The organism is Arthrobacter sp. Bz4, assembly GCF_003075455.1.
Classification (GTDB): Bacteria; Actinomycetota; Actinomycetes; order Actinomycetales; family Micrococcaceae; genus Arthrobacter_D.
On record NZ_QDAE01000010.1, the window covers coordinates 1 to 11,564 of the forward strand.

10 protein-coding genes, 2 tRNA genes and 1 pseudogene are annotated in these 11,564 nt (G+C 63.1%); 10 read left to right on the plus strand and 3 right to left on the minus strand.

What is annotated here, in order from left to right; genetic code table 11:
- Positions 1–229 precede the first annotated feature (229 nt).
- A complete protein-coding gene (gene ilvD / locus DDA93_RS09285; protein ID WP_024476193.1) occupies positions 230–1,933 on the minus strand; it encodes a dihydroxy-acid dehydratase in 1,704 nt (567 codons plus the stop codon).
- Between the two features lie 152 nt (positions 1,934–2,085).
- Here ilvD and DDA93_RS09290 point away from each other — a divergent pair, with 152 nt between their 5' ends.
- A complete protein-coding gene (locus DDA93_RS09290) occupies positions 2,086–2,541 on the plus strand; it encodes a hypothetical protein (RefSeq protein WP_024476194.1) in 456 nt (151 codons plus the stop codon).
- Positions 2,542–2,576: 35 nt separating this feature from the next.
- On the opposite strand, the gene DDA93_RS09295 is transcribed toward DDA93_RS09290, so the two are convergent.
- Complete coding sequence (locus DDA93_RS09295; RefSeq protein WP_019481269.1) at positions 2,577–3,527, minus strand: 2-hydroxyacid dehydrogenase; 951 nt, start codon at positions 3,525–3,527, stop codon at positions 2,577–2,579.
- A 116-nt stretch (positions 3,528–3,643) separates the two neighbouring features.
- Here DDA93_RS09295 and DDA93_RS17000 point away from each other — a divergent pair, with 116 nt between their 5' ends.
- The 4 genes from DDA93_RS17000 to DDA93_RS09310 all read left to right on the plus strand — a co-directional run bounded on the left by DDA93_RS17000 (position 3,644) and on the right by DDA93_RS09310 (position 5,611).
- On the plus strand, positions 3,644–3,775 hold the full coding sequence (locus DDA93_RS17000) for a hypothetical protein (RefSeq protein WP_019481268.1): 132 nt from the start codon (positions 3,644–3,646) through the stop codon (positions 3,773–3,775).
- 5 nt (positions 3,776–3,780) lie between these two features.
- Positions 3,781–4,902, plus strand: coding sequence for a PQQ-dependent sugar dehydrogenase (locus tag DDA93_RS09300; RefSeq protein WP_019481267.1), 1,122 nt, complete (start codon positions 3,781–3,783; stop codon positions 4,900–4,902).
- Between the two features lie 90 nt (positions 4,903–4,992).
- Positions 4,993–5,068 (plus strand) — tRNA-Lys (locus DDA93_RS09305).
- 123 nt (positions 5,069–5,191) lie between these two features.
- Positions 5,192–5,611 (plus strand): hypothetical protein, encoded by a 420-nt coding sequence (locus DDA93_RS09310; RefSeq protein WP_207771335.1) that lies wholly within the window; start codon positions 5,192–5,194, stop codon positions 5,609–5,611.
- Positions 5,612–5,665: 54 nt separating this feature from the next.
- Here DDA93_RS09310 and DDA93_RS09315 read toward each other — a convergent pair.
- Positions 5,666–6,141 (minus strand): annotated as a pseudogene (locus DDA93_RS09315) (MarR family winged helix-turn-helix transcriptional regulator).
- A gap of 174 nt (positions 6,142–6,315) precedes the next feature.
- Between DDA93_RS09315 and bcp the strand changes: the two are divergent.
- The 5 genes from bcp (at position 6,316) to DDA93_RS09340 (ending at position 11,531) form a co-directional block, all read left to right on the plus strand.
- On the plus strand, positions 6,316–6,786 hold the full coding sequence (gene bcp / locus DDA93_RS09320) for a thioredoxin-dependent thiol peroxidase (protein WP_116778610.1): 471 nt from the start codon (positions 6,316–6,318) through the stop codon (positions 6,784–6,786).
- A gap of 57 nt (positions 6,787–6,843) precedes the next feature.
- Positions 6,844–6,928, plus strand: a tRNA-Leu gene (locus DDA93_RS09325).
- Positions 6,929–7,291: 363 nt separating this feature from the next.
- Positions 7,292–7,996, plus strand: coding sequence for a fasciclin domain-containing protein (locus tag DDA93_RS09330; RefSeq protein WP_024476199.1), 705 nt, complete (start codon positions 7,292–7,294; stop codon positions 7,994–7,996).
- A gap of 211 nt (positions 7,997–8,207) precedes the next feature.
- A complete protein-coding gene (locus tag DDA93_RS09335; RefSeq protein WP_347693370.1) occupies positions 8,208–9,938 on the plus strand; it encodes an ABC transporter substrate-binding protein in 1,731 nt (576 codons plus the stop codon).
- Between the two features lie 90 nt (positions 9,939–10,028).
- A complete protein-coding gene (locus tag DDA93_RS09340) occupies positions 10,029–11,531 on the plus strand; it encodes a malate:quinone oxidoreductase (RefSeq protein WP_116778612.1) in 1,503 nt (500 codons plus the stop codon).
- Positions 11,532–11,564: the final 33 nt, after the last annotated feature.

Consider the following 11,564-nt stretch of genomic DNA (forward strand, 5'->3'; position numbering starts at 1 on the left):
AAACTCGGGGCCGGAATCGGGGAAGAATGCCGATCCGGTAGCAGAGGCTTTACTGCTTTTCATACCTCCATTCCATCATCGAGCACTGACAGTAATGACAAAATAGGGCCCCATTCAGGGCCCCCAGGAAAACTTTTTTCAACTATTTTTCAGCACCGGAATTCAGGCACCGCAGACCCAGTCCCGGACCGCCCCTCCCTCGTGTGGGAGGGGCGGCCCGGCGGAGGGGCTAGCCGCAGTACGCGCCCTCGGAGGCCGAGTGCACCAGCTTGGCGTACTTCGCGAGCACTCCCTTGGTGTAGATCGCCGGGAGCGGCTCCCAGCCGACCTTCCGGCTTTCGAGTTCGGCTTCGTCCACCAGCAGGTCAAAGCTCTTGTTGGGGATGTCGATACGGATCCGGTCGCCGTCCTTCACGAAGGCGATGGGTCCGCCGTCGACCGCTTCTGGTGCCACGTGCCCAATGCACAGGCCCGTGGTGCCACCGGAGAACCGGCCGTCGGTCAGCAGCAGCACATCCTTGCCGAGGCCCGCGCCCTTGATCGCGCCGGTGATTGCGAGCATTTCGCGCATCCCCGGGCCACCCTTGGGTCCCTCGTAACGGATGACGACGACGTCGCCGGCCTTCACGACGCCGTCGGCGAGCGCCTTCAGCGCACCTTGTTCCCGCTCGAAGACGCGGGCAGTTCCTTCGAAGACCTCGGCGTCGAACCCGGCGGTCTTGACGACTGCACCTTCAGGAGCCAGCGAGCCCTTGACAATGGTGATGCCCCCGCTGGCGTGGATCGGGTTGTCCATGGCGCGAAGGATCTTGCCATCGAGGTCCGGCGGATTGATCGACGCGAGGTTCTCGGCCAGAGTCTTGCCGGTGACGGTCAGGACGTCCCCGTGCAGCAGCCCGGCGTCGAGCAGCGCCCGCATGATGACCGGCACGCCTCCCACCTTGTCGACGTCGGTCATCACGTAACGGCCGAACGGCTTCAGGTCGCCCAGGTGCGGGATTTTGTCACCGATGCGGTTGAAGTCATCGAGCGTCAGCTCAACTTCGGCTTCACGCGCAATCGCCAGCAGGTGAAGCACGGCATTGGTGGACCCGCCGAAAGCCATGGTGACGGCAATAGCGTTCTCGAACGCCTTGCGGGTCATGATGTCCCGCGCGGTGATCCCGAGGCGCAGGAGGTTGACCACGGCCTCACCCGACTTGCGGGCAAAATCATCACGACGGCGATCGGCCGACGGCGGCGCGGCCGATCCTGGCAGCGACATGCCCAGGGCCTCGCCGATGCAGGCCATGGTGTTGGCCGTGTACATGCCGCCACAGGCGCCTTCGCCGGGGCAGACTGCCTTCTCGATGCGGGTCAGGTCTTCTTCGCTCATCTTGCCGGCGGCGCAGGCGCCCACCGCCTCGAAGGCGTCAATCAGTGTGACTTCCCGCTCGGTGCCGTCTTCCAGTTTCACCCAGCCCGGCATGATCGAACCGCCGTAGAGGAAGACGCTCGCGAGGTTCAAACGTGCTGCGGCCATCAGCATGCCAGGCAGCGACTTGTCGCAGCCAGCCAGCAGGACCGAACCGTCAATCCGCTCGGCCTCCATGACGGTCTCCACCGAATCGGCGATCACTTCACGCGAGACCAGCGAGAAGTGCATCCCGGAGTGGCCCATTGAAATGCCGTCGGACACGGAGATGGTGCCGAACTGCATCGGGAACCCCCCGCCCGCATGAACGCCTTCCTTGGCGCACTGGGCGAGCCGGTTCAGTGACAGGTTGCAGGGAGTAATCTCGTTCCACGAACTTGCGACGCCAATTTGCGGCTTCGCAAAGTCGTCGTCGCCCATGCCGACCGCACGGAGCATTCCGCGGGCCGGCGCCCGCTCAAATCCATCAGTGACGGCCCGGCTTCGCGGCTTAATATCAGGGGTATTTTCCAGGCTCATGGGTCAAAGTCTAGGCGTACCCGCATTCCCCGCAATGCCATATGACCACCCTGTTACGGGACGCGGGAGTCACGCGGACTCTCGTCATCGGAGCTATGGCACGTAAACTCGGTCCTATGTCGACGCCTCCATCGGACCCTGACCCGCCAGAAGTGACCGACAAAGCCCCTGATAGCGACCAGCTCAAGGATGATCTGCGAAAAGTCTTCGACTCGCAGATCCCCAACTACGGCGATTACAACCTGGTCTTTGCTGCCAATGAGCGCTATAAACAACGGGAATCCGATGGCGCCCGTGTCACTATGCCGAAATATTACGTACTGGGCTACCGCTGGCAACCAACCGAAATCATGATCGCTCCTGTCGACTCGCATACGCTGGCGGGCACCGGCATCCCCGTGGAAATCAACATGACAAACCTCTCGCATGCCCACCGTCTGGCCAGCGGTCACTACGAAGTAGGCACCAGCACCGGAAAGACATTCCAGTTCGGAGTGCAACCGGAGGCGCGCTTCAGTTCAGGCCCGCACTCACAGCTGGTGATCGATCAACGCGACGATCATCAGGACTTCGACGCGTTTATGGCCGCCTTCATCGCGATGGCCTAGCACCCAAACTCCAGGGCACCCGCCGTCGGGAACCGTTAGCGGTAGAGGGATCCGCGCTGCACCAGGTTGGTTGGCTCCTCGCCGGCAGCAAAGCTGACCAGCTGGCGCCGCAACAACTTGATCATTCGCGGCCAGAATGCGCCGGTGTTGCCGCCGCTGTGGGGTGTGATCAGCGCCCCGGACGCCGACCACAGGGGGTGTCCCTCGGGGACGGGCTCCGGATCGAACACATCGAGAGCCGCCGACAGGCGCTCGGCAATCACTTCCGCCGTCAGAGCCTCGCTATCCACCACCGCGCCGCGGGCCATGTTGACGACCAGCGCGCCATCGGGCATCGCTGCCAGCACTTCGGCGTTGATCAGCCCTCGGGTCGCATCGGTGAGCGGTGTGATGACGATCAGCACTTCGGCTTCCCCTGCGAGCGTCACCAACTCGTCGCTGCCGTGCACGTGCCCCCATTCGTCGTCGCGGGCTGAACTGCCGACCCGGGTCAGCTCCACCTCGAACGGCTCAAGACGCCGGGCAATCTCGACGCCGATTCCTCCGACGCCCACCAGCAGCACCTTGCGGTCGGCGAGGCCGAGATAGCGGCCGGGCCGCCACTGACCCAGAGTCTGGTTGCGGACGGCGTCGTCAATGCCTCGGAGCGAGGCGATTGTGAGGCCAACCGCGAGCTCAGCGGTCGCGGCGGCGTGGACGCCCGCGGCGCTGGTAACGGCGACGTCGTCGCCCACCAACTCGGGGATACCCTCGTAGCCAGTGGATTGGGTGTGTACCAGCAGCAGGTTCGGCGCGCTCTTGACTGCAGCACCGAAAGTCTCGGGCGAGGACATGTAAGGCAATACGGCGGCGTCAATCTCTGCCAGATCTGCACCCACCGGATCCGCGTCGAAGTCCCACACCACCACCGAGATTCCATCCGGCGCTGGCTGTAGCGCATCGAGCATTTCAACACTGGGCACCGAAACTGTCTTGATCCTGTCCATCCCGAAAGCCTAACGTCCAGTTGCGACCAGCGCCCTCCACGGCTGTGGACACTCGCGCGGGTTGGTCGTAACGTCGAAGGCGGTGGGTGTCCCACCAGGTGCGTAAGGATCGTGTCATGGACGTAGTTTTCTGGGTGCTGCTGATCGTCGTCATTGTTGGCGCTGTCTGGTGGTTCCGCTTCCGGAGCGCGCCCGACGACGTCGACACCCACCCGCGCACTGATCCGCCGGCCAGCCGGAAGGATTAACCATTTTGGCGAGCACCCGGCGGCTACCGTCCGCTCTGGCAACCGCCGTCGTCGTGCTTCTGTCCCTTGCAGCGTGCACGGCTGATGAGCCCAGCCCAATTGTCGGCGGCAGTCCGGCGACAGCGCAAGCGACTGCGCCAGCGACTGAACCAGCGACTGAACCGGAACCTATCCGGCTTCCCGACCTCTCCCCCGGCGACCTTCGCGCGGAAGGGCTTAACGTCCCGTGGGCGCTGGCCACGCTGCCCGACGGATCGCTGCTGGTCACCGAACGCGAGACCGGGGAGATCAAACGGGTGGCTGACGGCGAGACAACTACCGTCGGAACCCTCGGCGCCGAGGTCGCAGCCGCCGGTGAAGGCGGCTTGCTGGGGCTGGCCATCAGCCCAGACTTTGACACGGACCCCAGATTGTTCGTGTTCTACACCGGCCCGGCCGACAACCGGATTTCCAGCCTCACCTACAGCGAGGAGGGCCTCGGCCAGCCCGAAGAGGTGTTGACCGGTCTGCCGAAGGCCCATATCCACAACGGCGGACGGATCAAATTCGGCCCGGACGGCTACCTGTATGTGGGCACCGGCGACGCCGCTCAGGCGGACGCCGCGCAGGATCCTGACAGCCTGGCCGGCAAGATCCTCCGAATCACCAGCGACGGCGAGCCGGCGCCTGGCAACCCCATTGACGGGTCGCCCGTCTACAGCCTTGGACACCGCAATGTGCAGGGCCTCGCCTGGGATTCAGCCGACCGGTTGTGGGCCAGCGAATTTGGTCCCGAGGTCGACGACGAGCTGAACCTCATCGAGCCCGGCGGGAACTACGGGTGGCCGGCAGTCACCGGCTCCCCCGGAGTAGCCGATTTCATCGACGCCCAGGTGGTGTGGCCCTCTACCGCCACCTCGTCCCCAAGTGGAATGGCAATCGTCGATGACATTGCCTATATCGGCGGACTACGCGGAGAGAGGCTGTGGCAGGTGCCGCTGCTGGCGGGGGCCGTCAACGCACCGGTCAGCCACTTCGACGGCGAATACGGACGGCTACGCGATGTAATCCAGGGAACGGACGGAGAACTACTGATCGCCACCAACGAGGGCACCGAATCGCGGGTGATCACCGTCGACGCGTCGTAGCCGCCCGGCAAGGAACCAATTTCAGGTTTCAGCAGAAGTGCTGGTAGAGTTTCATGCTGTTGCGGTTGGCCCGATGGGCCCAGTCAACATGCACCTCTAGCTCAATTGGCAGAGCATCTGACTCTTAATCAGAGGGTTTCGGGTTCAAGTCCCGAGGGGTGCACCACCACTAAACCGTCTGATCGGCAGCACCGCCGATCGGACGGTTTTTTTGTACCAGTTTGGTAGCGATTTTTCGCTCACTCTTCCCCTCCTTGCCCGCCCGCAGTAGCTTGGCGGCATGGAAGGGATGCCATCCCTCGGAGAAATACACACCGGAGAAATGAACCGGCGGGTGGCACGCGGTCGCTGGGCGTCGATTGCCGCAGAATTCGGCATGCTCACCGGGCCCGAGGTCGACTCAAAGGTTGGACCAAATTCCCCGCCGGCCGGATGCCTCGCGGCGAAACGACAGATCCTGGGGGTGGTTACCAGAGCAGGGCGGGTCCTCTATCCGGGGTTCCAGTTTGATCCCGAGTCTGGCCGGGCCCGACCCATGATTGCCGTCATCGCCTCGATTGGCCTTGCCGGCGGCTGGAAGGATCGACACCTACTCCAGTGGTTCTGCTCACCCAACGGGTATCTCAGCGGCGACAGACCAGTTGACGTCCTCGACGACCCAGACCGCCTCATCTTCGCTGCGCACAGCGACCTGGACCTCGTGTGGTGAATGACTGGTAAAAGGCCGAGTCCTTGGTCCGTCAGTCGTCGGTTGCCGGTCGTCCTAGTTGTCTGACGGCAGCGGGCCGTCGGTGCCCGATGCGGTGGGAACCGTCGTGGCCCACCGGGGAGCTCCGAGTTCCCGGATCACACTCTGCAGATGGTCGCGGAGTTCGTCGGAGATCAGGCCCTCACCGGTCACCAGTGTGCGTTCGATATCTTTCGACTGCGCGAGGACGCCAAGGCCAGCGTCCGTTATTGAAACCATATGCTACGCCGGTCCAGGTCATTTCGAGTTCGGGAGACATGCCCCCGAGTTTCCAGCCGTGAAAGTGTCTTTCCCATGGTCTGCGCCTGTACCCGTACTATCTGGGCGAGGCTCGCCTGAGTCATCGGACCTTGACCTTCCAGAACACCCAACGCAATGACTCCGGCGTGGGTGACACCCAGGTTCACCAGCCGTTCATTCCACGCGTGCTCGACCAGGCGGGCAGCAGTGGTCAGCAGTCGGCCGGTGGGCCATTGCTCCAGGTCCGGCATAAAAGAAAGCACTTCCTCTCGCCGCACAGACATGCAGCGTTGATCACGGTAACGCCGACCGGTGTAGTTTCAAACGTATCGACCTTATTTACTTATGATAGCTACGGATTTGCGAAAAGTGTCAGCGCCACCATGGCCGACGCAACTAACAAACAAGCAGAAGGAATACAAATAATGGCTGAACGTCTAATGTCGGGCGAGGTAGCCCCCGATTTCTCCCTGCCCACAGCCGACGGTTCCACCGTGTCCCTGAAGGACTATGCAGGCTCCAGCGTGGTGGTTTATTTCTATCCGGCGGCCTCCACTCCCGGCTGCACCACCCAGGCATGCGACTTCCGCGACAACCTAGCATCCCTTGCTGCCGCGGGCTACACAGTCCTCGGCATCTCACCCGACAGCGTGGCAAACCTCCGGAAATTTGCCGATACAGAAGAGCTCACCTTCCCCCTCCTGTCCGACGAAGACCACGCGGTAGCCGAGGCGTGGGGTGCATGGGGTGAAAAGAAAAACTACGGCAAGGTCTACGAAGGCCTGATCCGCTCGACGGTCGTCGTCGGACCCGATGGACTGGTGCAACTACCCCAGTACAACGTCCGCGCCACCGGCCACGTCGCGAAACTTCGGAGAGACCTCGGCGTCCAATAGATTCGCGTACACTGGAGGCTGACGTTTTCGGCAGCTTGTCTGTCCCAGGCGTCGAACGCGCGAGTGGCGGAATTGGCAGACGCGCTGGATTTAGGATCCAGTGTCTTCGGACGTGAGGGTTCAAGTCCCTTCTTGCGCACCATTGTTATGAGTCGCGACATGGACTACATGTGAGTCGCGACATCGACGACACCCCCAGCTTCGGCTGGGGGTGTTTTCTTTTGTCTGGGTGACCCGCTCGACGCGAGATTCCTCATCCCCACCCGGGCCAGCCCAGTTTCCCACCCCGGCAGGCTGCCCCACGGTGGGACCTGGGTCACATTGAGCCTCGGGAATCGCCGACCTTGCGCGGTCTTTACCCGGTGTAGAAAATTTCAGGAATCGCCACCCATCCTCGCTCCGAACACGACCGAAGTACCTATGAGACATCGACACGATGTGTTCGACAAGTTAGTTAGCTGATCGGCAAAGTACGCCCGGTCACACCAATGAAGGAGAAAATCCAATGGGAAACATCAAGAGCCGTAAGCTCTCCATCCTCGGTGTTGCTGCAGTGGCCATGTTCGGCCTCGCAGCATGCGGTGGCGGCGACACCGCAACTGAGTCCACCGGGGAAATGACCAGCGAGGAAATGACCACTACCGAAGCCGCTCCCGAAGCAACTGAGTCGGCAATGGAAGAGGAAATGGGCGAAGACATGGACCCAGCCGCAAACCTGGTTGGCCCAGGTTGCGCCGGCTACGCCGAGCAGGTTCCAGAAGGCGACGGCTCGGTTGCCGGCATGGCCCTGGATCCAGTAGCAACAGCTGCGTCGAACAACCCGATCCTCACCACGCTGACCGCAGCCGTCACCGGCGAACTGAACCCAGATGTCGACCTCGTTGACACCCTGAACGGCGACGAGTTCACCGTCTTCGCACCAACCGATGACGCCTTCGCGAAGATCGACGAAGAGACCATCGCGGCTCTCCAGACCGATGCGGACCTCCTCACCGGCATCCTGACCTACCACGTAGTCCCCGGCCAGCTGTCCCCGGATGAGGTCGCCGGAACCCACACCACCGTCAACGGCGCAGAGCTGACCGTTGAAGGCATGGGCGACGAAATCACTGTCGGCGACGACGCTTCAGCAGTAGTCTGCGGTGGCGTAATGACCCAGAACGCAACCGTGTACATGGTCGACACCGTTCTGATGCCTCCTAGCGAGTAATTGACTCCCTGCTTCGAATCCTCTAACTCGAAACAGGGCGCCACAGGCTGGGATCCTGAACACCGTACGGTGCTCAGGGTCCCAGCCTTTCCTCGTATCCGGGGTTTGCTGGGGGATGACCGCTGGCGCCTGTCCGAACACCACTGGGATCATCATTTAGACTGGGAAACCTAAACAATTTCCGCCGTGTGCGGGTACGGCTGAGGAGACAATGGCAATGACCGCTGCTGCCAGGCACTCCGGTTGGGTCCGCGTGGCGCAGAGTGCCGTTGCGGTCTCCCTCTGCCTGACGGTTGCTGGCTGCACCGGGGCAACGCCCTTGCCGACGACGACGACGTCGTCGACTCCTGCACCCTCCCAAACCAATCCCGCCGAGGCCCCCGAAGCGGTCTTCACGTTCGGCGCCGCCGCTGATCCGATCGGGCTGGACCCGGCCCTGGTGGCCGACACCGAGTCATACCGAATCACCCGGCAGATTCTCGAGGGCCTGGTGGGCATCGATCCGCTCACCTCCGAGCCCGTCCCGCAGCTCGCCGCCTCCTGGGATGAGCGGGAGGACGGCCGGGCCTACGCATTCACCCTCCGCGAGGACGTCGAATTCCACGATGGTGTGCCGTTCAACGCCCAGGCAGTCTGCGCGAACTTCGACCGCTGGTACACGCTCCCCCCGGAGACGCGCCCCTCGGACGGAACCGTCGCCTTCGGCTCGGTCTTCAACGCCTACTCGGACTCCCCCGAGCTATCCGTCTACTCCTCCTGCCAGCCCCTGGGCGAGTTCGAGGTGTTGATCCGGCTCAATAGCCGCCTGACAGGGTTCATCCCCGCCCTGGCGATGCCCTCCTTCGCGATGTCCTCACCCCGGGCGCTTGAGGAACTCGCCGCCGATGAGCTGACCGAGGAGGTCAACGACATAGCGGTGTCGCAGTACGCGCTCAGCCCGGTCGGCACCGGACCCTACACCTTCGAAAGTTGGGAACCAGGGGAAGTGCGGTTGTCCTCGTATGAGAATTACTGGGGGGCCCGGGGCGAGATCGGCACCGTCGTGTTCACCACCCTCCCCCTCCCCGATGATCGGCTGGAAGCACTCAACACCGGACAGATCGACGCCTACGACTTCGTTACAGTCGACAACGCCGGCGCCCTGGTCAGGGAAGGCCAACAGCTGCTCCAGCGCGACCCCTATTCCATCCTGTATCTCGGGATGAACCAGGACTTCCCCGGTGTGGATAGTCTGCTGTTCCGCCAGGCCGTAGCCCACGCCATCGACAAACAGGCCATGATCGATGGGCAGTTCCTGAACGGCACGGCGCCCGCCGATCAGTTTGTCCCGCCCAAGCTCGCAGTCACCAATGACGAGATCACCCGCTACGACTACGACGTCGAACTGGCTCAGGAGTTGCTGGCGGAATCCGGGTACGACGGCGAACCTCTGCCCTTCCACTACCCGACCGACGTCTCACGCCCCTATCTGCCGGCACCTGAGGGGGTGTTCGCTGTCCTCCAAACGCAGCTCGAAGAGGCCGGTTTCACCATTGACCCGGTGCCCACCGCCTGGGCCGATGGTTACCTGGAGGCCTTACAGAACGACGACGAGCGCGCGTTCCACCTCCTCGGCTGGAGCGGAACCTACCAGGACCCCGACAACTTTATCGGCCAGTTGTTCGGCGCAACCACCGTCGAGTTTGCCTTCGAAGACAACCAGCTCTTTAGCAAAATTGACCGGGCCCGCACCCTTCCCAATGGTGACGACCGGGTGGCCGCCTACCAGGACATCAGCGACCAGCTGGCCCGGCGGCTACCAGCGGTTCCCCTCGCCTTCCCCATCTCTGCCCTGGCAGTCTCGGAGCGGGTAGCAAACTACCCCGTCAGCCCCGTGATGAACGAAGTGTTCAACCTGGTTGACCTGACCGATGTCGAGCTGGAAGCCACCGGGAGCGACTGATGACCTGCCACCCCCGCCGCGACGGCGGACCAATTACCCAAGGAACCCACCAGACGCTACGCTCAAAGCTAAGCGCCCTCGCCACTGGAGATGAAGTTGACTGCTAAGAACCAGGCGGAAATTCCCGCGGAACACACCGACGTCGTCCTGATCGGTGGAGGAATCATGAGCGCCACCCTTGGCGCCTTCCTCAAACAGCTGCAGCCTGACTGGAGCATCTCACTATTCGAGCGCCTCGACCGGGCCGGACTGGAAAGCTCCGACCCGTGGAACAACGCCGGGACCGGCCACGCGGCACTCTGCGAACTGAATTACACCCCGGCAGGCCCGGATGGGACAGTTGACCCGGCCAAGGCCGTCGCCATCAACGAGCAGTTCCAGGTGTCACGCCAGTTCTGGGCCCACATGGTGGAAAGCGGCCATCTGGGTGATCCGTCCGGATTCATCAACCCCGTGCCGCACATGAGCTTCGTCTGGGGCGAAAAGAACACCGCCTACCTGCGCAAGCGCTACGAAGCCCTGCGGAGCCAGCCCCTCTTCGAAACCATTGAGCACGCCGAGGACCCCTCGGCCATCGCCGACTGGGCGCCGCTGCTGATGAGCGGCCGGACCGCTGGCCAGCCGGTGGCAGCCTCACGCGTGGCCGACGGGACCGACGTCGACTTCGGGTCCCTGACCCGCGGCCTGACCAGTTACCTCGAAGCCAACGGCGTCGACCTCAACTACAACCACGACGTCGCCGATCTCTCCCGCGGCTCGAAAGGCCGCTGGGAAGTCAAGGTCCGCAACCGCGCTACCGGACAGGCCCGCACCGTCAACGCGCGCTTCGTCTTCATCGGGGCCGGCGGCGGGGCACTGCACCTGCTGCAACGCACCGGCATTCCCGAGGGCAAGGGATTCGCGGGCTTCCCCGTCTCGGGTCAGTTCCTGAAGTGCGGCGACCCGGACATCGTCAACCAGCACAACGCCAAGGTCTACGGCCAGGCGTCGGTCGGCGCACCACCCATGTCGGTGCCGCACCTGGACACCCGGTATGTCAACGGCGAACGGTCGCTATTGTTCGGCCCTTACGCCGGGTTCTCCACCAAGTTCCTCAAGCGTGGCTCGTTCTTCGACCTGCCCGGGTCCATCCGGCCGTCGAACCTGGTGCCCATGCTGGCTGTGGCCAAGGACAACGTGCCGCTGACCAAGTACCTGATCTCCGAGGTGCTGAAGAACCGGGACGCGAAAAACACCTATCTCAACGAATTCATCCCCGACGCCGACGGCGACAAATGGGACCTGATCACCGCCGGGCAGCGCGTCCAGATCATCAAGAAGGCTCCGGGCAAGGGCGGGGTGCTGCAGTTCGGCACCGAGGTCATCACTGCAGCCGACGGATCGGTCGGAGCACTGCTGGGGGCCTCCCCCGGTGCTTCCACCGCCGCGCCGATCATGCTCGAGATCCTGAAGCGCTGTTTCCCAGCCCAGCTTCCGGGTTGGGAGCCGAAGCTCAAAGACATGATCCCCGGCTACGGTGTGAAGCTCAATGAGAACTCCTCGCTCGCCGCTGACATCCTGTCCCGTACCGACCGGGTGCTGAAACTCCAGTAACCATCGCCAGAGCCGTCGACCCGGCCGGCAGAA

Excerpts from the sequence above, each read along its gene's own strand:
- DDA93_RS17000 (WP_019481268.1), top strand. The coding sequence starts at position 3,644 with ATGGACGTAGTTTTCTGGGTGCTGCTGATCGTCGTCATTGTTGGCGCT.
- DDA93_RS09330 (WP_024476199.1), top strand. The coding sequence starts at position 7,292 with ATGGGAAACATCAAGAGCCGTAAGCTCTCCATCCTCGGTGTTGCTGCA.
- bcp (WP_116778610.1), top strand. The coding sequence starts at position 6,316 with ATGGCTGAACGTCTAATGTCGGGCGAGGTAGCCCCCGATTTCTCCCTG.
- DDA93_RS09340 (WP_116778612.1), top strand. The coding sequence starts at position 10,029 with ATGAAGTTGACTGCTAAGAACCAGGCGGAAATTCCCGCGGAACACACC.
- DDA93_RS09335 (WP_347693370.1), top strand. The coding sequence starts at position 8,208 with ATGGCAATGACCGCTGCTGCCAGGCACTCCGGTTGGGTCCGCGTGGCG.
- DDA93_RS09310 (WP_207771335.1), top strand. The coding sequence starts at position 5,192 with ATGCCATCCCTCGGAGAAATACACACCGGAGAAATGAACCGGCGGGTG.
- DDA93_RS09295 (WP_019481269.1), bottom strand. The coding sequence starts at position 3,527 with ATGGACAGGATCAAGACAGTTTCGGTGCCCAGTGTTGAAATGCTCGAT.
- ilvD (WP_024476193.1), bottom strand. The coding sequence starts at position 1,933 with ATGAGCCTGGAAAATACCCCTGATATTAAGCCGCGAAGCCGGGCCGTC.